The 21,287-nt window shown below is 70.8% G+C and carries 14 protein-coding genes; 5 read left to right on the top strand and 9 right to left on the bottom strand.

All coding sequences use genetic code 11. From position 1 onward, the window contains the following. Positions 1-14 precede the first annotated feature (14 nt). Complete coding sequence (galE, locus tag SLV14N_RS25035; protein ID WP_263271156.1) at positions 15-992, top strand: UDP-glucose 4-epimerase GalE; 978 nt, start codon at positions 15-17, stop codon at positions 990-992. Positions 993-1,073: 81 nt separating this feature from the next. Here the strand turns inward: galE and SLV14N_RS25030 are convergent, their stop codons facing one another. The 4 genes from SLV14N_RS25030 to SLV14N_RS25015 all read right to left on the bottom strand — a co-directional run bounded on the left by SLV14N_RS25030 (position 1,074) and on the right by SLV14N_RS25015 (position 4,733). Next, positions 1,074-1,748, bottom strand: coding sequence for a class I SAM-dependent methyltransferase (locus SLV14N_RS25030; RefSeq protein WP_263271155.1), 675 nt, complete (start codon positions 1,746-1,748; stop codon positions 1,074-1,076). A 57-nt stretch (positions 1,749-1,805) separates the two neighbouring features. Beyond that, positions 1,806-2,078, bottom strand: coding sequence for a DUF1876 domain-containing protein (locus tag SLV14N_RS25025; RefSeq protein ID WP_208683765.1), 273 nt, complete (start codon positions 2,076-2,078; stop codon positions 1,806-1,808). 122 nt (positions 2,079-2,200) lie between these two features. Beyond that, positions 2,201-2,581, bottom strand: coding sequence for a hypothetical protein (locus SLV14N_RS25020; RefSeq protein WP_018091224.1), 381 nt, complete (start codon positions 2,579-2,581; stop codon positions 2,201-2,203). 193 nt (positions 2,582-2,774) lie between these two features. Continuing rightward, positions 2,775-4,733, bottom strand: coding sequence for a glycosyltransferase (locus SLV14N_RS25015; protein WP_208683763.1), 1,959 nt, complete (start codon positions 4,731-4,733; stop codon positions 2,775-2,777). Between the two features lie 485 nt (positions 4,734-5,218). Here SLV14N_RS25015 and SLV14N_RS25010 point away from each other — a divergent pair, with 485 nt between their 5' ends. Next, positions 5,219-7,564, top strand: coding sequence for a bifunctional glycosyltransferase/CDP-glycerol:glycerophosphate glycerophosphotransferase (locus tag SLV14N_RS25010; protein ID WP_208683761.1), 2,346 nt, complete (start codon positions 5,219-5,221; stop codon positions 7,562-7,564). 226 nt (positions 7,565-7,790) lie between these two features. On the opposite strand, the gene SLV14N_RS25005 is transcribed toward SLV14N_RS25010, so the two are convergent. Continuing rightward, positions 7,791-8,426: a TetR/AcrR family transcriptional regulator gene (locus SLV14N_RS25005; protein ID WP_262042500.1), complete on the bottom strand. Its 636-nt coding sequence runs from the start codon at positions 8,424-8,426 to the stop codon at positions 7,791-7,793. Between the two features lie 136 nt (positions 8,427-8,562). Here SLV14N_RS25005 and SLV14N_RS25000 point away from each other — a divergent pair, with 136 nt between their 5' ends. Next, complete coding sequence (locus tag SLV14N_RS25000; protein WP_263271154.1) at positions 8,563-9,498, top strand: ABC transporter permease; 936 nt, start codon at positions 8,563-8,565, stop codon at positions 9,496-9,498. Continuing rightward, positions 9,491-10,291 carry an ABC transporter ATP-binding protein gene (locus tag SLV14N_RS24995; RefSeq protein WP_263271153.1) on the top strand — a complete coding sequence of 267 codons (801 nt, stop codon included), beginning with the start codon at positions 9,491-9,493 and terminating at the stop codon, positions 10,289-10,291. Before SLV14N_RS25000 ends, SLV14N_RS24995 begins: the two co-directional genes overlap by 8 nt. A 129-nt stretch (positions 10,292-10,420) precedes the next feature. On the opposite strand, the gene SLV14N_RS24990 is transcribed toward SLV14N_RS24995, so the two are convergent. From SLV14N_RS24990 to SLV14N_RS24980, 3 genes are all read right to left on the bottom strand, one after another. Further along, the gene (locus SLV14N_RS24990) at positions 10,421-15,382 is read right to left on the bottom strand and encodes an NAD-glutamate dehydrogenase (protein ID WP_263271152.1); all 4,962 of its coding nucleotides are present in this window, start codon (positions 15,380-15,382) and stop codon (positions 10,421-10,423) included. Positions 15,383-15,847: 465 nt separating this feature from the next. After that, positions 15,848-16,510 (bottom strand): HAD family hydrolase, encoded by a 663-nt coding sequence (locus tag SLV14N_RS24985; protein WP_263273263.1) that lies wholly within the window; start codon positions 16,508-16,510, stop codon positions 15,848-15,850. Between the two features lie 103 nt (positions 16,511-16,613). Beyond that, a complete protein-coding gene (locus SLV14N_RS24980; RefSeq protein WP_263271151.1) occupies positions 16,614-17,120 on the bottom strand; it encodes a hypothetical protein in 507 nt (168 codons plus the stop codon). A 296-nt stretch (positions 17,121-17,416) separates the two neighbouring features. Between SLV14N_RS24980 and SLV14N_RS24975 the strand changes: the two genes are divergently transcribed. After that, positions 17,417-18,223 carry an Rv3235 family protein gene (locus SLV14N_RS24975; protein ID WP_263271150.1) on the top strand — a complete coding sequence of 269 codons (807 nt, stop codon included), beginning with the start codon at positions 17,417-17,419 and terminating at the stop codon, positions 18,221-18,223. Positions 18,224-18,318: 95 nt separating this feature from the next. Here SLV14N_RS24975 and secA read toward each other — a convergent pair whose 3' ends face one another. Next, the gene (gene secA, locus SLV14N_RS24970) at positions 18,319-21,150 is read right to left on the bottom strand and encodes a preprotein translocase subunit SecA (protein ID WP_208683748.1); all 2,832 of its coding nucleotides are present in this window, start codon (positions 21,148-21,150) and stop codon (positions 18,319-18,321) included. Positions 21,151-21,287 lie beyond the last annotated feature (137 nt).

The raw sequence follows: 21,287 nt of genomic DNA, 5'->3' as shown, positions 1-21,287 counted from the left end.
CTAGGATTGACGCCATGTCTTACTTGATCACGGGTGGTGCCGGCTACATCGGCTCCCATGTCGTACGGGCGCTGCGCCAGGCGGGCGAGACGGTCGTCGTGCTCGACGATCTGACGACGGGCGTGGCCGCCCGGGTCCCCGAGGACGTCCCGCTGGTGGTCGGCTCCACGCTGAACCGCGCGCTGCTCGATGCCACCTTCACCGAGCACGGCATCACCGATGTCATCCACCTGGCGGCGAAGAAGCAGGTCGGCGAGTCCGTCGAGATGCCGCTGCTGTACTACCGGGAGAATGTGCACGGTCTCCAGACGCTGCTGGAGGCGATGGCCGCGGGCGGGGTCGGCCGGCTGGTCTTCTCCTCGTCGGCCGCGGTCTACGGCATGCCGGACGTGGAGCTGGTCACCGAGGACACCCCGTGCAGCCCGATCAACCCGTACGGCGAGACCAAGCTCGTCGGCGAGTGGATGGTCCGTGCGGCCGGCCGGGCGCACGGCATCAGCACCGCCTGCCTGCGCTACTTCAACGTCGCCGGGACGGCCACCCCCGAGCTGGCCGACACCGGTGTCTTCAACATCGTCCCGATGGTCTTCGAGCGGCTCACGGCGGGCGCCGCGCCGCGCATCTTCGGTGATGACTACGACACCCCGGACGGCACCTGCATCCGCGACTACATTCATGTCGCCGACCTCGCCGAGGCGCATGTGGCGGCCGCCCGCAAGCTCGCCGGGCCGGGTCCGGTGCGCGATGTGACGCTGAACATCGGGCGCGGTGAGGGGGTGTCGGTGCGCGAGATGATCGATCTGATCGCCGGGGTCACCGGGCATCAGGGCGTCACCGCCGAGGTCACCCCGCGCCGGGCGGGCGACCCGGCCCGGGTGGTCGCGGCCGCCGACCGGATCACCGACGAGCTGGGCTGGAAGGCCCGCCGCGACGTCCGCGACATGATCACCTCGGCTTGGGCGGGCTGGCAGCACCACCACCCGCAGGGCTGACCGCGGGCCGCGTATCGCGCATACGGCCGCCGGGCACCGTGTTTCAGCGGTGCCCGGCGGCCGTACGTGGTACGGGGGCCGTCAGGCGTGACGGTCAGCGGGCCCGGCGGGTTTGCGGGCGATGAGGCAGGCCTGCCGGGTCGACTCCCCCAGCCCCTCGTCCGGCTCGTGCAGCAGCCGGGTGCGCACCTCCAGGCCGGCCCCGGCCAGCAGACCGGCGATCCGGTCCGGCCGGCGCCGCCGGAAGTCGAGCGACACGGGGTGGCCGAACGGCTCCGCCACGTGCAGGGGCTCGTCCCCGACCTGGAAGGCGACCAGCAGGTGGCCGCCCGTGGCCAGCAGCCGGTGGAACTCGGCGAACAGCTCCGGCAGCCGCTCCTGCGGGGTGTGGATGATCGAGTAATAGGCCACGATGCCGCCGAGGGCCCCGTCCGGCAGGTCCAGGTCCGTCATCGCCCCCACCTCGTACCGGACGTCCGGGTGCGTCCGCCGGGCCAGCGCCACCATCTGCGGGGACAGATCGACGCCGAAGACGGGCAGCCCCAAGCCGGCCAGGTGGGCCGTCACTTGACCGGGCCCGCATCCGAGGTCGGCCACCGGTCCGGCGTCCGCGGCCCGTACGAGTTCGGCGAACCCGGCGAGTACCGCCCGGTCCATCGGCCTCGCGGCGAGGGCGTCGCGGAAGTGCTCGGCGTAGTCGTCGGCCACGGCGTCGTAGAACGTCCGGGTGGTCCGCAGGAAGTCCGGTTCGGTCATGGGCGCCGACCCTACTCCGCGGGCGCCGGGGCCGGTTGTGGGGTGCGGGGGCGCCGGTCAGGTCAGCGGATGCGAGGTCCGGCCGGACGCCTCGTCGATCTCGTCGTGTGCCTTGGTCAGCAACTTCATCGCCAGTTCGTTGAGCGCTCTGGCTCCCGCCACTTCTTCGCCGACCCTCGGCTGGTTGGAGTCGACGGGGTGACGGCTGGCGTATCCGTGGGACCGGACCTCGGTCCCGTCGGCGAGCCGTACCAGGGCGGCGGCGCGAGTGCGGTGGTTGTCCTCCTCGAATTCCAGCTCGACATGCCATCCGACAGCGGTCTGCAACATGACGATCACCTCCGGAGCCGCTGCTACCAGGGTGCGCCCGCTTGCCGTCCGCCGCACGATGTGCGGGGGCCGGGCCTCCCGGCAGGAGGCCCGGCCCCGGCGCTGTCGGCGGTGCCGCGCGCCTACCGCTGGAGGGTGATCGAGTTGATCGGCGTCATGTCCTTGTCGATGTAGTTGTTGGCCGGCAGGTAGCCCTGGCAGCCCGTGCCGTTGTAACCGGTGCAGGTCCGCATGGTCGCGCCCCCGGACTGGTTGTTGTAGATGCGGTGCACCCCGACCATGTTGCTGAGGTTGTGGGCCCCGTAGCTGTAGTAGAAGTGCGAAGGGTGGCCGCCGTTCCAGCCGGCGTTCTGCGGGTAGATGCAGACCGCGCCGTAAGGGCATCCCTGGGTGGTGGCGGCCTTCGCCGCGGCGGGTCCGGCGGTTCCGACGACCACGCCGGCCGGGACGACCAGCGCCGCGACGGCCATGGCCGTCATGCCGACTCGCTTCAGTACGGACATCTGTGTTCCCCCTGTCATACGGCCCCGCGGGGTCCTCTCCCGCGGGTGCACCGCTGCCGGTGCCTGACTGTGGGTCAGCCTGATTCAGCGGGGGCGGGCCGGGCAACGGCATTCGGCTATTGCCGAAAGGGGCTCGCCGGGCCGGGCGCCGCGGGCCCCGGGCGGGCCGGGGCCCGGGGGCGTACGGACGGGGTCAGCGGCGCGCCCGGCGCAGCAGGCCCGCCGCCGGGGAGCCGCCCGGCACGGTGAGGGTCAGCGGTGTCCGCCCGTCGGCGCCGCGGCCGGCCGGCCGGACCGGCAGCTCGCGGCGGAGCGGGCCCGCGGTCACCCGCAGGGCCACCCGCCAGGTGCCCGGGGGGCCGCCGCGCAGCAGGGAGCGCACGGTGTAGCGGTCGCCGGCGGCCCGCTCGACGGTGGTGCGCAGCGCCACCGTGCGGGTCGCGTCGTAGAGGATCAGCCGCAGTTCGGCGTCCACGGGGCAGCCGGGCAGGGTGAGCCGCGCGGTGAGGGTGGCCCGCCCGGAGCGGGTGCGGTGCGCCGTGCCGCGCAGATCGCCGCCGAGCGGGCGGCGCAGTCCGTCCCGGTCCAGGTCGAGGTGGAGGTGGCCGTGCGGGCGGGAGCGGAAGAGCGCGGCGACGGCCGGGCCGGCCGGGCCGCGGCCGACGATCCGGGGCGCGAAGCCGGTGTCGTCCTCGTCGTCCATGTCGTCCTCGGGGACCAGCCAGGCCTCGCGGCGGACGGCGGGCCCCTCGGCGCCGCCCGTGCCGTGCGCGGTGACCGCGATCTTGAAGCCCCAGACGCCGTCGGCCAGCGGTGCGCCGTCCGCCGCGGTCGCGGGGTCGACGGCGGCCCGCCAGGCGCCGTCCGCGGTGCGGGCCGGGATCCGGTGGGTGGTGCCGCCGCGGCGCAGCAGGATCTCGACGGTGTCGCCGCCGAGCCAGGGGAGGGCGGCGGTGCCCCGCAGGTGCAGTACGCCGCCCGCCCAGCGCTGCCGGATCAGCCGCTGGCGCAGCACCACGCGGTCGGTGAGGTCGTAGCAGGTGTCGGGGAGGGCGCGCCGCGGGTCGCGGAAGTACGGGTAGCCGGCGTAGACCCGGCCGTCGTCGTCGAGGTGCGGCGGGTCCGGGAGGGTCTCGGTGTCGGCGCGGACGACGGCGGTCAGCTCGTCGTCGAGCCCGGCGCGTATGCAGTGGGCGCGCAGCCGGAGCCGGGGCGGCAGGGCGGCCAGCACCCGGTCGGTGAGGTAGCGCTCCACGAGGGGGCGGGCGGCGGCCGCCATGGCTTTGCGGCCGGCCGGGTCGCGGGCGAGGTAGGGGGCCCCGAAGGGCATGAGTATCTCGCCGTGGAAGTGCCGGACCATCAGTTTGTCGCGGTTCCCGCCGGGCGGGACGGCGGCCGCGACCGGGTCGAGGACGGTGCCGATGTAGCCGAGGTACTCGCACCAGTCGGTGTCCTGGCGGCTGGCGTTGCTGTTGTCGTCGCGTCCGTGCAGGTAGTAGCAGGTGCGTTCGGCGAAGACGGAGACGACCTCGGCGCGCAGCAGGGCGGTGCTGCCGAACGGCAGGTCCTCGCCCAGCAGTCGGCCCTCGACGAAGCGCAGTTGGTGGCGTGCGAGGAAGGAGCGGCGGAAGAGCTTGTAGGCGGCCAGGGACCAGTAGACCGGGGAGTCGAAGACCGAGACGTGTGCGCTGGTGGTGCGCAGGTCGACGGGGGCCGCGCGGCCGTCGGCGCCGGCGATCCGGCCGTAGACGATGTCCGAGCCGTACCGCTGGGCCGTCCGGGTGAGCCAGAACAGCGCCTCGGGGTCGAGGCGGTCGTCGGAGTCGAGGAAGAAGACGTAGTCGCCGGTGGCGTGGGCGAGCCCGGCGTTGCGCGGCTTGCCCGGCCCGCCGGAGGCCTCCTGGCGCAGCACCGTCAGCTGGGGGTGGCGGCGGGCCTGTCCGGCCAGCCACTCGGCGCTGCCGTCGGTCGAGCCGTCGTCGACCGCGATCACCTCGATGCGGCGGCGGTCCAGCGTCTGGGCGAAGACGGAGCCGAGGCTGCGGTCGAGGTAGCGCCGGGTGTTGTGCACCGGCACGATCACGGAGACGGTCGGCGCCGGGGCATCCGGTCCGGTGGGAGCCGCGGCCGCGAGGTCGTCAGGGACGGACACCGTGCCCTCCGTTCTTTCGGCAGTCCCCCGGAATGCCCGGCATCCCAGCAGGGCAAAGGGGACCATCAAGACATATAACGCGGGGTGAACGTTCGCCGATCGTGGAGGACCGCCGGTGACCCCGGCGCCCGCCACCCCACAAGAGGCGGTCCGGCCCCTGAAGGTTGCCCACCCCCTTCCCGGGACCGGCCCCCCACGCCCGCCGTCGCGGCGAACATGGCGCCGCCGGTGGCCTGAAGCAGCCGCCGGCGGGAGGCACCAGGCGGGCACCGAGCTGACATACCCTCAGCATCGACGGGGGCCCGGACCGCCCCGCCGCCCAAGATGTCCCCATTTAGCGAGATTCGTGATGAGCAGCACAGAACTTTCAGGTTAAGGACAACAACCTTTTCGGGTGAACAGCAGTCAGAAGACTGACACCGCAAGAGATCCCTTTGGGCCTTTTTTGTGTTCTGTACTCAGCTCGCCACGAGGAGTAGCACCGCATGTCCGAGATAGGCCTCGACGCCGGACCCCGCTTCAGCATCATCGTGCCCGTGTTCAGAGTGCAGGGCTTCCTGCGCGAGTGCATGGACTCGGTGCTGACGCAGGAGTTCACCGACTTCGAGCTCATCGCCATCGACGACTGCTCGCCCGACCGCAGCGGCGCCATCCTCGACGAGTACGCCGCGCACGACGACCGGGTCCAGGTCCTGCACCTCCCGGAGAACGCCGGTCTGGGCCCCGCCCGCAACGCCGGCCTGGCACAGGCCCGCGGCGACTACCTCCTCTTCCTCGACAGCGACGACACCCTCGTGCCCGGCGCGCTCGGTGCCCTCGCCGAACGGCTGGCCGCCACCGGGACCCCCGAGATCCTGATCTTCGATTACGCGCGGACGTACTGGGACGGGTCCACCCGGCGCAATGCCCTCTCCGCGCTGCTCGACGAGTCCGGCGCGCCCTCCTTCCCGCTCGCCGAGCGGCCCCGGCTCCTCGATCTGCTGCAGATCGTCTGGAACAAGGCCTACCGCCGCGACTTCGTCGAAGAGCACGGTTTCGCCTTCCCCGAGGGCTACTACGAGGACGCCCCCTGGACGTTCTGCACGCTGATCACCGCGCAGCGGATCGCGGTCCTCGACCGGGTCTGCCTGCACTACCGCCAGCGCCGGCAGGGCGGCAACATCCTGCGCACCACCAGCCGCAAGCACTTCGACGTCTTCGACCAGTACGCCCGGGTCTTCGCGCACCTCGACGCGCACCCCGAACTGTCGCACTGGCGCCCGCACATGTTCCGCAAGATGGTCGACCACTATCTGACCGTCCTGGACAAGCCCGGCCGGCTGCCGCGGCACGCCCAGGCCGAGTTCTTCCACCGCGCCGCCCGCGACTACCGCCTACGGCTGCCGGCCGGCTTCGTCCGCCCCTCCGGTGTGGCCGGCGGCAAGTACGCACTGCTCGCCAGGGACGCCTACCCGGCGCTGGCCGGTCTGAAGGTCGCCGGCAAGGTGCAGCGCACGGTGCGCAAGCACGCCGGCAAGCGGGTCAGGCAGGCCAAGCGCAAGGCCATGGACCTGCGCTACCAGGCGCTGCTGCGGCAGCCGCTGGACGAGAATCTCGCGGTCTACTCCGCGTACTGGAACCGGCTGCCGTCCTGCAACCCGCTGGCGGTCTACGAGAAGGCCAAGGAGCTGGCGCCGGACGTGCACGGCGTCTGGGTCGTCAAGAAGCAGCTCGCCGACTCGGTCCCGGCCGGCATCGATCACGTCGTGCTGAACTCCCCGCGCTACTGGGAGGTGGTGGCCCGCGCCAAGTACCTCGTCAACAACGTCAACTTCGCCGACAACGTGATCAAGCGCGAGGGCCAGATCCACCTCCAGACCCACCACGGCACCCCGCTGAAGTCGATGGGCACCGACCAGAAGCGCTACCCGGCCGCCGCCAAGGGCATGAGCTTCCGCAAGCTGCTGGCCCGCGCCGACCGCTGGGACTTCTCCCTCTCCGCCAACCGGCACACCACCGAGCAGTGGGAGCGCGTCTACCCCTGCGACTTCGCGTCGGTGGACGCCGGTTACCCCCGTAACGACGTCTACTACCGGGCCACCGCCCAGGACGTCCTCGACATCCGCGAGCGCCTCGGCATCGCCCCCGGCAAGACGGCCGTTCTGTACGCGCCGACGATGCGCGACTACCAGGTCGGCTATGTCCCGCGGCTCGACCTGGAGAAGCTCTCCCGCGAACTGGGCGAGAACGTCGTCCTGCTGGTGCGCACCCACTACTTCTACGACCGTGACCCCGGCCTCCAGAAGCTCCAGGAGCGCGGTGCGCTGATCGACGTGTCCGGCCACCCGGTCGTCGAGGAGCTGTGTCTGGCCGCCGACGCCCTGGTCACCGACTATTCGTCGATCATGTTCGACTACGCCAACCTCGACCGGCCGGTCATCACCTACGCCGACGACTGGGACACCTACGTCCGCTCCCGCGGTGTCACCTTCGACCTGCTCTCGGGCCTGCCGGGCGACACCCCGGGCGTGATCGCCACCACCGAGGACGAGCTGATCGAGGCGTTCCGCAGCGGCCGCTGGGACGACGAGCGGGCCGCCGGGCTGCGCGCCGCGTTCCGCGCGCGGTTCTGCCAGTGGGACGACGGCCACGCCGCCGAGCGCGTGGTACGCCGGGTCTTCCTCGGCCAGGAGGCGGTCCCGGAGCCGCTGCCGCAGAGCGAGCGCACCGTCGCCCCCTCCCCCCGCGCCGCAGCCGCGGCAGCCGGCCTGCTCAAACTGCCGGCCCCACGAACCGCGGCACACGACGACGCGGCCCCCTCGGGCACCTCGGACGTCGAGATGGCGGGCTGACACACGGTTCCGCCCCTCCCGCGTACGCGACTGCCCCCGGACCGGGTCCCGCCGGGGGCAGTGGTGTGTCGGGGCGGGGATGCCCGCGCCGCCGCGGGCTGTGGGAACCCTCCCGTGGCCGGAATCCCTCTCCCCCCGGAATACCCGCCCCACCCCTCCCCGTTGTGGACCCGCAGGGGGCTCCCGCGCCCCCTACGGGATCCGTTCGCCCCCGCCCTAGGTGACCTCACTCCGGCCCGAGCGCCGCCCCGAGCGCCGCCACCACCGAGCCCGACAGCGCGTCGAGGTACCCCTTGGGCAGCTCGTCGCGGACGACCAGCAGCCGCCAGTACAGCGGCCCGGTCAGCAGATCCAGCGCCAGGCGGGCATCCACGTCCTGCGGCAGCTCGCCGCGCTCCACCGCCCGCGCCACCACCGCGGCCGCGACGCCCTCCTGACTGTCGTGCAGCGCCGCCTTCAGCGCCTGCGCCAGCTCGGGGCTGCGGGCCGCCTCCGCCAGCAGGTCCGGGATGATCTGCGAGGCCATCGGGTGCCGCAGCGCACGGGCCGCGACCTCCAGCAGCATCCGTACGTCTCCGGACAGCGACCCGGTGTCCGGCGTCGGCATACCCGCCACGGCCACCGCGGAGACCACGTCCAGGACGAGGTGCAGCTTGGAGCGCCACCGCCGGTAGACGGCGGTCTTGCCGACGCCCGCCCGCCGGGCGATGCCCTCGATCGACATCCGGGCGAAGCCCGCCGCGGCCAGCTCCTCGAAGACCGCGGCGCGGATCGCCTCGGTCTTGTCCTCGCGCAGTACGGCGGCGCCTGCCGGGGCCCGGCGCGCTGCCACGGGTTCGCTCCCACTGCCGTCTTTTGCCATGGCGTGAGCCTACCGTCACGACGCTACGGTTGCGTTTCGACGCGAGCTCCCTTTAGTGTCAGCGTCGCGACGATACGGACCCGTCCCGTCGCTGCACTCCGTTCCGCTTCCCCCGTACGCAAGCGAAAGCGGCCCCATGCCCCAGACCCTTGCTCCCCCTGCCCCGGCGCCCGCCCGGGCGTCCGCCCCCGGCGCATCCGGCGACCCCGAGCTGCGCGCACTGGCCGAGCGCCATGGCCTCACGGTGAGCGGCGCCCGCCCCTCACTGTCCGAGTACATCCGGCAGCTGTGGCACCGGCGGCACTTCATCTCCGCTTTTGCCGGCGCCAAGATGACGGCGCAGTACAGCCAGGCCAAGCTGGGCCAGGTGTGGCAGGTGGCGACGCCACTGCTGAACGCGCTCGTCTACTACTTGATCTTCGGTCTGCTGATCGGCACGAAGAAGGGCGTCCCCGACTTCGTCCCGTTCCTGGTGACCGGCGTCTTCATCTTCACCTTCACCCAGAGCTCGGTGATGGCCGGTACGCGGGCGATCTCGGGCAACCTGGGCCTGGTGCGCGCGCTGCACTTCCCGCGGGCCTGCCTGCCGATCTCGTTCTGCCTGATGCAGCTGCAGCAGCTGCTCTTCTCGATGGGTGTGCTGCTGGTCATCCTGCTGGGCTTCGGGCAGCTGCCGACCTGGTCGTGGCTGCTGGTCATCCCGGCGCTGGCGCTGCAGTTCGTGTTCAACACGGGCCTGGCGATGGTGATGGCCCGGCTGGGTTCCAAGACCCCGGACCTGGCGCAGCTGATGCCGTTCATCATGCGGACGTGGATGTATGCGTCCGGCGTGATGTTCAGCATCGACCTGATCCTCAAGGACAAGCATGTCCCCGCGTTCGTGGAGTGGCTGCTCAACGCCAACCCGGCCGCCGTCTACATCGACCTGATGCGCTTCGCGCTGATCGACAGCTTCACGCACGAAAAGCTGCCGCACCATGTGTGGGCGCTCGCCGGGGGCTGGGCGCTACTGATGGGCGTCGTGGGCTTTGTGTACTTCTGGAAGGCCGAGGAGCGGTACGGACGTGGCTGAGGTCAGGACGGAAGAGAAGAACGGCAGCCGGCCGGCCGGGGCGCGGATCCCGACCGTGATCGCGGACGATCTGCACATCGTCTACCGGGTGTACGGCACGGGCGCGGGCAAGGGCAGTGCCACCGCGGCGCTCAACCGCATCGTGCGCCGCAAGCCCTCCTCCGGGGTGCGCGAGGTGCATGCGGTCAAGGGGGTCTCCTTCACCGCTTACCGGGGTGAGTCGATCGGGCTGATCGGTTCCAACGGTTCGGGCAAGTCGACGCTGCTCAAGGCGGTCGCCGGGCTGTTGCCCGCGGAGCGCGGCAAGGTCTACACGCACGGTCAGCCCTCGCTGCTGGGCGTCAACGCGGCCCTGATGAACGATCTGACCGGCGAGCGGAACGTGATTCTCGGTGGTCTGGCGATGGGGATGAGCCGCGAGCAGGTCCGTGAGCGTTATGAGGGCATCGTCGACTTCTCCGGTATCAACGAGAAGGGCGACTTCATCTCGCTGCCGATGCGCACCTACTCCTCCGGTATGGCGGCCCGGCTGCGGTTCTCCATCGCCGCGGCCAAGGACCACGATGTGCTGATGATCGACGAGGCGCTGGCCACCGGCGACCGCAGCTTCCAGAAGCGCTCCCAGGCCCGCATCCGCGAGCTGCGCAAGGAAGCCGGCACGGTCTTCCTCGTCAGCCACAACAACAAGTCGATCCGCGACACCTGCGACCGGGTCCTGTGGCTGGAGCGCGGTGAGCTGCTGATGGACGGCCCGACGGACGAAGTCATCAAGGCGTACGAGGCGCACCGCTGACGCTGCGTCCGACACGGACACGGACACGGACAGAGCTGCGGCGCAGACGGACACGGCAGAGGGGCGCACCCGCGACGGGTGCGCCCCTCTGCCGTACCGGAGTCCGGGCCGCGCGGCGGCCCGGCTCCGTCAGCTACGCGTGCGCAGCAGCGTACGCATCGTCCGCATGGCCACGGACAGGTTCGCCAGATCGAAGCCCTCCGACCCGTGGATCTCCTCCAGCGTCGCGCGGGCGCGGCCGAGGATCGCCGCATTGGCCTGCTCCCAGGCCTTGAACCGCTGCTCCGGCGTCGAGGAGCCGTTGCCCACCGACAGCACGTCGGAGGTCAGCGCCGCATGGGCCGCGAAGAGGTCCTCACGGATCGAGGCACGGGCCATCGACTGCCAGCGGTCGTTGCGCGGCAGCTCCAGGATGCGGTCGAGGAGCTGGTTGATCCGCAGCCGGTCGCCCAGGTCGTAGTAGACCTCGGCGACATCCAGCGGTTCCTTGTCCAGCCGGTCCGCGACGGCGACGATGTCCAGCGCCGGGAAGACCGAGGAGAAGCCGGACACCTGGACGGCCAGTTGCTCGGGCACGCCCGCGTCGGTCAGCTCCTCCAGGATCGCCTGGAACCATTCCAGGTCGCTGCCCTGCAGCAGCTTCGGCAGCTCCGACCACACCTGGGAGACCCGGTCCGCGAAGAAGCCGATGGTCTCCGACAGCTCCAGCGGCTGCGGGCGGTTGTTGAGCAGCCAGCGGGTGCCGCGCTCGACCAGCCGGCGCGAGTGCAGCCGGATCCGGGTCTGGACATCGGCCGCGACGACATTGTCGAGCGCCTCGACGTCGTCCCAGACCTGGCCCAGCCGGAAGATGGCGCGGGCCGCGGTGTGCGCCCGGACGACCTCTTCGAGGGAGGCGCCGGTCTCCTCCCGCATGCGGTGCAGGAAGCTCGTACCGCCGGTGTTGACGGTGTCGTTGACCAGCACCGTCGTGACGATCTCGCGGCGCAGCGCATGCCCGTCGACCTGCTCGGGGAACCGGTCGTGCAGCGCCGAGGGGAAGTAGGCGTGCAGCAGCCGCTGGAGGTACGCGTCGTCCGGCAGCCCGGTCTGGATCAGCGCCTCGGCGACCGTGATCTTGGTGTACGCCAGGAGCACCGCGGTCTCGGGCTGGGTCAGTCCGCGTCCGGCGTTCAGCCGCTCACGGATCTGCCGGTCGGTGGGCAGGAACTCCAGCGCCCGGTCGAGATCACCGTCGCGCACCAGACGGCGCATGAAGCGCTGCTGGGCGTTGAGCATGCTGGAGGACTGGGCGAGGGCCAGCGCCAGCGCGGTGTTCTGCGCGTAGTTGTTGCGCAGCACCAGCGCGCCGACCTCGTCGGTCATCTCGGCCAGCAGCTTGTTGCGCTGCTTGACCGTCATATCGCCCTCCCCGACCACGGAGTTGAGCAGGATCTTGATGTTCACCTCGTGGTCGGAGGTGTCCACACCGGCGCTGTTGTCGATCGCGTCGTTGTTGATCTTCCCGCCGGCCACGGCGAACTCGATCCGGCCCAGCTGGGTCAGGCCCAGGTTGCCGCCCTCTCCGACGACCTTGACCCGCAGGTCCTCGCCGTTGACCCGGATGGCGTCGTTGGACTTGTCGCCCACATCGGCGTTGGACTCCGCCGAGGACTTCACATACGTCCCGATGCCGCCGTTCCACAGCAGGTCGACCGGCGCCTTGAGGATGGCCCGCATCAGATCGGCGGGCGTCATCTTCTTCACCCCGGCCTCGATGCCGAGGGCGGCCCGCACCTGCGCGTTGATCTGGATGGACTTGGCCGAGCGCGGGTGGATGCCGCCGCCCTGCGAGAGCAGCTCGGTGTTGTAGTCCCCCCAGGACGAGCGGGGCAGCTCGAAGAGCCGGCGGCGCTCGGCGTACGAGGTTGCCGCGTCCGGGTTCGGGTCGAGGAAGATGTGCCGGTGGTCGAATGCGGCGACCAGCCGGATGTGCTCGCTGAGCAGCATGCCGTTGCCGAAGACGTCACCGGACATGTCGCCGACACCGACGACGGTGAAGTCCTCGGACTGGGTGTCCACGCCCAGTTCACGGAAGTGGCGCTTGACCGACTCCCAGGCGCCGCGGGCGGTGATGCCCATGCCCTTGTGGTCGTAGCCGGCGCTGCCGCCGGAGGCGAAGGCGTCGCCCAGCCAGAAGCCGTAGGACTCGGCCACCTCGTTGGCGATGTCGGAGAAGGTCGCGGTGCCCTTGTCGGCGGCGACGACGAGGTAGGTGTCGTCCTCGTCGTGCCGGACGACGTTCTTGGGGTGCTCGACCTCGCCGCCGACCAGGTTGTCGGTGATGTCCAGCAGACCGGAGATGAAGGTCTTGTAGCAGGCGATGCCCTCGGCCAGCCAGGCGTCCCGGTCCTGCGACGGGTCCGGCAGCTGCTTGCCGACGAAGCCGCCCTTCGCGCCGACGGGCACGATGACGGTGTTCTTGACCATCTGCGCCTTGACCAGGCCGAGGATCTCCGTACGGAAGTCCTCCCGGCGGTCCGACCAGCGCAGACCACCGCGCGCGACCTTGCCGAACCGCAGATGGACGCCCTCGACCCTGGGCGAGTACACCCAGATCTCGTACGCCGGGCGGGGCGCCGGCAGGTCGGGGATGGCCTGCGGGTCCAGCTTCATGGACAGGTAGCTGTGCGGCCTGCCCTCGCTGTTCTTCTGGTAGTGGTTGGTGCGCAGCGTGGCCTTGATGACCGTGAGGAAGGCCCGCAGGATCCGGTCCTCGTCCAGGGAGGCGACCTGGTCGAGCGCGCCGTCCAGCTCCTCCAGCAGCCCGTCCGTCAGCTCCGTGCCGGCCCGCTGCCGGTCGGGGGACATCCGTGCCTCGAAGAGGGAGACCAGCAGCCGGGTGGTGTGGACGTTGTTGGAGAGGGTGTCCTCCATGTACGTCTGGCTGAAGGTCGAACCGGCCTGCCGCAGGTACTTGGCGTAGGCCCGCAGCACCATCGCCTGGCGCCAGTTGAGACCGGCCCGCAGCACCAGCGTGTTGAAGCCGTCGCTCTCGGCCGCGCCGGTCCACACCGCGGTGAACGCGTCCTGGAAGCGCTCACGGGCGTCGTCGCCCTTGATGTGTTCGGGCATCCGCAGCCCGAAGTCGTAGACCCAGGCGACGGTGGAGTCGGCGCAGCGCAGCTCGTGCGGACGCTCGTCGACGACCTCGACGCCCAGGCGGTTCAGGCCGGGCAGCACACGGGACAGCGAGACCGGCTCGCCCCTGCGGTAGATCTTGAAGCGGCGCTCACCGGGGCCGGCGTCGACCGGCTCGTAGAGGCTGACCGAGAAGTCTCGGCCCGGCTCACCGGTGAGCTTCTCCAGGTGCTGGACGTCGGCGACGGCGCTGCGCGGGCTGTTGTCGGCCTTGTACCCCTCGGGGAAGGCGTGGCCGTAGCGGCGCAGCAGCTCGGCGGCGCGCTCCTCGCCGACCTCGGCGTTCAGCGCCTCGGAGAAGCCGTCGGCCCAGGAGCGGGCGGCCTCCACCAGCCGGCTTTCGAGGCGGTCCGCGTCGGCGTCGGTGAGCTCCGCCAGGCTGGCGCCGGGCTCGACCCGGATGACGAAGTGCAGCCGGGAGAGGATCGACTCGGTGTTCCAGGCGGTGAAGTCGACGCTGGTGCCGCCCAGTTCCTCCTTGAGGATGTCGATCAGGCGCAGCCGCACACCGGTGGTGTAGCGGTCGCGCGGGAGGTAGACCAGCGCGGAGTAGTAGCGGCCGTACTCGTCCTGGCGCAGGTAGAGCCGCAGCCGGCGGCGCTCTTGCAGGTAGAGGACGCTGGTGGCGATGGACCGCAGCTCGTCGACCGGCGTCTGGAACAGCTCGTCGCGCGGGTACGTCTCCAGGATCTGCAGCAGGTCGCGGCCGTCATGGCTGTCGGGGCTGAAGCCCGCGCCTTCGAGGACCTCGGCGACCTTGCGGCGGATGACCGGCACCCGGCGTACGGACTCGGTGTACGCGGCCGAGGAGAACAGGCCCAGGAAGCGCCGCTCACCGACGACATTGCCGTCGGCGTCGAACTTCTTGACGCCGACGTAGTCGAGGTAGGAGGGGCGGTGGACGGTGGCGCGGCTGTTGGCCTTGGTCAGGATGAGCAGCTTGTGCTCACGGGCCTTGGCGCGGGCGTCGGCGGGCAGCCGGTTGAAGGACGGCGAGACGGGGTGGCCGTCGGCGGTCTCGCGGTGCGTCGGGTCGGCGCGCAGTATGCCCAGTCCGGTGCCGGGCACGGCGGTCAGCACATCCTCGTCGACGCCGCCCTCACCGGGCGCGGTGGTCAGCTCGTACTCGCGGTAGCCGAGGAAGGTGAAGTGGTCCGCGGACAGCCACCGCAGCAGCTCCTGGGCCTCCTCGATCTCCTGGTCGCCCAGGTCGTCGGCGACCGGCTCGGCGGGCAGCTCGTCGGCGATGCGGCCGGCGGCGGCACGCATCTTCTCCCAGTCCTCGACGGCCTCGCGGACGTCGGAGAGCACCCGCAGCAGATCGGCGGTGATCTGCTGGAGGTCCTCGCGGTCGGTCTCGCGGTCCATCTCGACATGGATCCAGGACTCGGTCACCGCGTCGTGCGGCAGCTTCGTGCCCTTGCCCTTGCCGGTCTTGCCGTGCGCGTCGCAGTTGGAGTCGAAGACCTCGATGAGCTTGCCGGCGACATCACGGCGGACGATCACCTGCGGGTGGATCACGACATGGATGCCGCGCCCCTGCCGGGAGAGCTCATTGGTGACCGAGTCGACCAGGAACGGCATGTCGTCGGTGACGACCTCGACGACGGAGTGGCTGCAGGTCCAGCCGTTCTCCTCGACGGTCGGGGTGTGCACCCGTACGTTCGCGGTGCCCTGAGGACGCATCTCCGCGAGGCGGTAGTGCGAGAGCGCGGCGCCGACGACATCGACCGGGTCACGATCGGCGAGGTCCTCGGGGGCGGTGTGCAGGTAGTAGCGCTGGAGGTATCCCGAAAGGGTGTCCGGGTCGAGGCCGCGTACCGGGTGCTTGCCCCCGGCCGGGCTGCTTTCAACGACCCGGGCGGCCCTGGCGAGCAGCTCGGTTTTGGCTTCGTCCAGCTTGGTCTGCATGTCCTCTGGCTCCTGTCGCGCGCCGTTGCGTGACGTTGTGGAAGAACGTGATGGAAGCCGCACAACGCCGCGACGCGGGGTGTCCTGTCGCTGTCGACGCTATGCCGCGATGAGAGAAGGCCGTGCCGTTATCGACAATCTTTGACAATGTCGACATGGAGTGGTGGCCGCAAAGACCAGCGACCGCCCGGTCACGGTGGTGCCCCGGGCGCACGGCAGGGGCCTCGATGCCCCCGCGGGTTATCGCGCTGATCACGGTGCAAGGCTATCGCTCCCCACCTGGGTGCCGTCATGGGCCGTGGGGGAACAAAACCTCGGCCCGAACTTAGACCTTCTGGACAACGAAACGCCGGGGTGGCGTGTGCCTGCCGCGACAGTGGCCGGATGCCCGGCGGAGCGGCGCAGGAGCGGCGTGTGGGACAGCCGTGCCCAGGAGGCACGGAACGGCCCCGGATCGGATCCGCCCTAGAAGGTGATCTCTCCGGCCAGCCCGACCGCCTCGGCGAGCGTGTCCACCACCGGCACCCCGGCGGTCTCCAGGCTCCCGCGGCTGTGCGATCCGCCCGTGTAGAGCACCGCATACGCACCCGCGTCCTGCGCCGCCACGGCATCGTCCACGGCGTCACCGATCACGACCGTACGGGCCGGATCCACGCTCTCCATCGCCGCCAGATGCCGCACCATGTGTGCGCTCTTGGTGCCCCCGGACGGCCCGGTCCTGCCGTCCACCCGCACGAACCGCGACTCGATCCCGAAGTCGCGCACGATCGGTATCAGCTCGTCGTGGCCGTACATGCTCAGGATCGACTGACTGCGCCCGGCCGACTGCCACCCCTCCAGAAGCGCATGTACACCCTCGGCGAGCTCACAGCCCAGGCGGTGCGTGCTGTAGTGGCGGTGGAACGCCTCGTCCATCACCAGCCACTCCGCGTCCGTCGGCATCCGCCCCATCAGCCGCTCGTAGAAGCGCGGCACGGGCACGCAGTACAGCTCCCGGTACGTCTCGAGGGTGATCGGCTCCAGCCCGATCTCCGCGAAGGCGGAGTTCGTCGCCCCGATGACGGCGTCGATGTCATGGAACAGCGTGCCGTTCCAGTCCCAGACGATGTGTGTCGCGTGCTTCCCCATGCGGTCCCCCAGATCGGTGCCCGTGCGCTTCCCCATGAAGAAAAAGTACCCGCCCCCACCGACAACGCGGCCGGACGGGCTTCCCGTCGCTCAGCCGATTCGCTCAGCCGATCAGCTGCGGGATCTCCTGCACCCCGAACCACATCAGGTCGTGGTCCTCCGCACCGTCCACCGTGAACTGTGCGTCGTCATCGCCCTGGTCCGCCGCGCCGAGCGCCGCCGCGGCCGCCGCGATGTCCGCCTCCGCGTCCGCGGCGTCCACATGTACCGCCGCGGCCTTCGACAGCAGCACGGGTCCGGCGACCCGCACCTCACCCAGCGCCGACTGGTCGAGCCCGCGGTCCGGGTCGGCCACCGCGGCGCCGTCGGGCACGTCCACGGCCACCACCACCCGCCGCCGTGCGGCCTCGGGGTGCCCGGCGAGCATCCGGAGCGACGCCTGGGCGGCGCGGCCGAGTGCCGCGTACTCCAGCTCCTCGATGTCGTCCGAGACGTACCACTCACGCAGCGCCGGTGTGACGGCGTACGCGCCGAGGGGGCCGGGGCCCAGCTCACCGTTCTTGTGCGCCTCTGCGAGACCGGAAAGGGTCAGGGGGACATAGACGCGCATGGCAGCCGCTTCCGCTCGATTCGCTCGACTCGAAGATTGTCCAGCCAGCATACGGGCGGGCGTCCCCCATCGTGCCGCCCCGGCGTCCCCCGCGCCGCCCGCCCGGGCCTGCTCCGCCGCCCCGCTCCCAAGGCCTTGTCCCGGGCCCGCGACACGGACGGGTGAACTCTTCGCACCCCCGGTTCCGGCCCGTCCGCGCCTTGCTGCCGTCCCGATCCCGCCGATAGAAGATCCCCACCACAAAAAGCTACCGCCCAGTAATTCACGGGCCCGGCACCACGGGGGCGATCACCAGCATGACCGGCACCGACCACACCACGGCACCCACCACACCCACCGCCACCGGGCGCACCACACGACCCGACGCACCCACCACACCTGCTGCACCTGCTGCACCCGACGACACCGGGGCGGGCCGCGGCCCGCGCAGCCGCCCCGCCGGCGCCCCGGCCCCGGCAACCCCCTCCGTGCCCCGGCCGCGACGGTCCCCCGCCGACCGCCGCCCGCTCGGCCCGGCCGGCAGCGGCCCCGGGTCGTCCGGCCGGAGCGGCCCGGGCAACCGTGGTCCCGGCTCCGGCAGCCGGGGCCCCGGCTCCCCCGCACGCGGCCCCGTCCGGACCGCTCCACGTCCCGCCCGCCCCGCCGCGGTGGCCGCCGCCGAGAGCCGCAGGACCCGCACCGGCACCCCCGTCAGCCCAGCTGGCGCTCCCTTGCCGACCGTCGGGGCGCAGCGCCGGGCCCACGAGAGCCGGCCGCATCACTGGTTCGCGCAGCAGCTGGTGCTCGCGCTCAGCGGGCAGCGCCCCGTACACGCCCTGCTGGGGCATGCGCTGCCCGCCGCCTACGACCGGCTGGCGGAGCTCGCCCCACAGGCGCCGCTGCGGCCTGCCACGGGCCCCGGACGGCGCGGCCCGGCCCCCACCGTGCGCGACTGCGGGCTGTGCCGGCCGTGCCGCGGTGTCATCGAGGCCTTCGCCAGGATCACGGCGGGTGAACGGCTGCGGGCCCTGGCCTTCCGGCTGGAGCTGGGCGCCGACTCCCGCTGGCGGTGCGCCGCCCTCGACATCGGTCCGGCCCCGGCCCTCCGGTGCCCGGCCTCATGACCGGCACACACAAGGGCGCCCCGGCCGCTGTCCGGCCGGGGCGCCCTCCGCGCCGCGGCTTTGGCACCCCGTGCCAAAGCCGCGTCAGCGCTCGCTCACTTCTTGCGGCGGCGCCCGGCGCTCTTCTGGGCCTTGCGCCGCTCGGCACGGGTCAGACCGTCCGACTCGGAACGGGCCGGCCCGGCCTCCTCGTCGCTGATGAAGTCGCCCTCGATGACACTGCCGTCGCCGTCCACCTTGGGGGCGGTGAAGTGCAGCCGGTCCGGACGCTGCGGCGCCTCCAGGCCCTTGGCGTGGATCTCCGGGCGTACCGCGGCGGCGGGCACGCCCTCGGCCACGCCCTTGTCCAGCGACGCCGGCTCCACCGCTTCCTGCACCGGGACCTCCTCGACCTGCTGCTCGACCTGGACCTCCAGGTTGAACAGGTAGCCGACGGACTCCTCCTTGATGCCCTCCATCATCGCGGTGAACATGTCGAAGCCCTCGCGCTGGTACTCGACCAGCGGGTCCTTCTGGGCCATCGCCCGCAGGCCGATGCCCTCCTGGAGGTAGTCCATCTCGTAGAGGTGCTCACGCCACTTGCGGTCCAGGACGGACAGCACGACCCGGCGCTCCAGCTCACGCATCACATCCGAGCTGAGCTGCTCCTCACGGGCGGCGTACTGCTCGTGGATATCGTCCTTGACGGCCTCGGCGATGAAGTCGGCGGTGATGCCCGCGCGGTCGCCGGCCTCGTCCTCCAGCTCCTCGATGGTCACCTTGACCGGGTAGAGCTGCTTGAACGCACCCCACAGGCGGTCCAGGTCCCACTCCTCGGCGAAGCCCTCGACGGTCTCCGCGTGGATGTAGGCGTCGATGGTGTCGTCCATGAAGTGCTTGATCTGCTCCTGCAGATCCTCGCCCTTCAGGACGCGGCGGCGCTCGCCGTAGATGACCTCGCGCTGGCGGTTGAGCACCTCGTCGTACTTCAGGACGTTCTTACGCGTCTCGAAGTTCTGCTGCTCGACCTGCGACTGGGCGGAGGCGATCGCCCGGGTCACCATCTTGTTCTCGATCGGGACGTCGTCGGGGACATTGGCCATCGCCATGACCCGCTCGACCATCTGCGCCTTGAACAGTCGCATCAGGTCGTCACCGAGGGACAGGTAGAACCGCGACTCGCCGGGGTCACCCTGACGGCCGGAGCGGCCGCGCAGCTGGTTGTCGATCCGCCGCGACTCATGCCGCTCGGTGCCCAGGACGTAGAGCCCGCCGAGGTCCTTGACCTCCTCGAACTCCGTCTTGACCGCGGCCTCGGCGCGCTCCAGGGCGGCGGGCAGCGCGGCCGCCCACTCCTCGACGTGCTCGACCGGGTCCAGCCCGCGCTGGCGCAGCTCCGCCTCGGCGAGGTCGTCGGGGTTGCCGCCGAGCTTGATGTCCGTACCACGGCCGGCCATGTTCGTGGCGACGGTGACCGCGCCCTTGCGGCCGGCCTGGGCGATGATCGGCGCTTCCCGGTCGTGTTGCTTGGCGTTGAGGACCTCGTGCGCCACACCGCGCTTGTTGAGCTGCTGGGAGAGGTACTCGGACTTCTCCACGGAGGTCGTGCCGACCAGGATCGGCTGGCCCTTGCCGTGCTTCTCGACGATGTCCTCGACGACCGCGTCGAACTTCGCGGGCTCGGTGCGGTAGATCAGGTCCGCCTGGTCCACCCGGACCATCGGGCGGTTGGTCGGGATCGGGACGACACCGAGCTTGTAGATCTGGTGGAACTCGGCGGCCTCGGTCATGGCCGTACCGGTCATGCCGGAGAGCTTGTCGTAGAGGCGGAAGAAGTTCTGCAGGGTGATCGTGGCGAGCGTCTGGTTCTCGTCCTTGATCTCCACCCCTTCCTTCGCCTCGATGGCCTGGTGCATGCCCTCGTTGTAGCGGCGGCCGGCGAGGATACGGCCGGTGTGCTCGTCAACGATCATGACTTCGCCGTCGATGACGACGTAGTCCTTGTCGTTCTTGAAGAGCTCCTTGGCCTTGATCGCGTTGTTGAGGTAACCGACGAGCGGGGTGTTCACCGACTCGTACAGATTGTCGATACCCAGCCAGTCCTCGACCTTGCTGACACCGGACTCATGGATGCCGACGGTGCGCTTCTTCTCGTCGACGTCGTAGTCGCCGGTCTCCTCGATGCCGCGCTGCGGATTGGCGGCCTCGCCCCGCTTCAGCCGCTGCACCAACTTGGCGAAGTCGCCGTACCACTTGGTGGCCGAGTCCGCCGGACCGGAGATGATCAGCGGCGTACGGGCCTCGTCGACGAGGATCGAGTCGACCTCGTCGACGACCGCGAAGTTGTGGCCCCGCTGGACGAGTTCGTCCTGCGACCAGGCCATGTTGTCACGCAGGTAGTCGAAGCCGAACTCGTTGTTCGTGCCGTAGGTGATGTCGCAGTTGTACTGCTCGCGGCGCTGGGCCGGCGTCATGTCGGCGAGGATGCAACCGACGCTCAGGCCCAGGAACTTGTGGACCCGGCCCATCATCTCGGAGTCGCGCTCGGCCAGGTAGTCGTTCACCGTGATCAGGTGGACGCCCTTGCCGGACAGCGCGTTCAGATACGTCGGGAGGGTACCGACCAGGGTCTTGCCCTCACCGGTCTTCATCTCGGCGACATAGCCCATGTGAAGGGCCGCGCCACCCATCAGCTGGACGTCGTAGTGCCGCTGGCCGAGCACGCGCTTGGCGGCCTCACGGACGGTGGCGAACGCCTCGGGCAGCAGGTCGTCGAGGCTCTCACCGTCGGCGTAGCGCTGCTTGTACTCGTCGGTGAGCGCCCGCAGCTCAGCGTCGGAGAGGGCCGCGAAATCCTCCTCGATGGAGTTGACCTGGCCCGCGATGCGGTGCAGTCTGCGCAGGATTTTTCCTTCGCCTGCACGCATGATCTTCGTCAAGACGGACACTTGGGCTGGTCTCCTTGCCGGTCGGGCCTGCACGGTCGAGTGCGCGGGCGCGGCATTTTTCCAAGGGGGCAGGCCCCGCCGCAACGGCCATCGTAAAGGAGGACGCCGCCGGGCCGGGAGGTACGCCGCAGCGAACC

Origin of the sequence: Streptomyces sp. Je 1-4 4N24 (assembly GCF_026239515.1) — a bacterium.
Lineage (GTDB): Bacteria > Actinomycetota > Actinomycetes > Streptomycetales > Streptomycetaceae > Streptomyces > Streptomyces nigrescens.
Note: the sequence above shows the minus strand (reverse complement) of the source record. Positions and strands in the feature narration are given on the sequence as shown.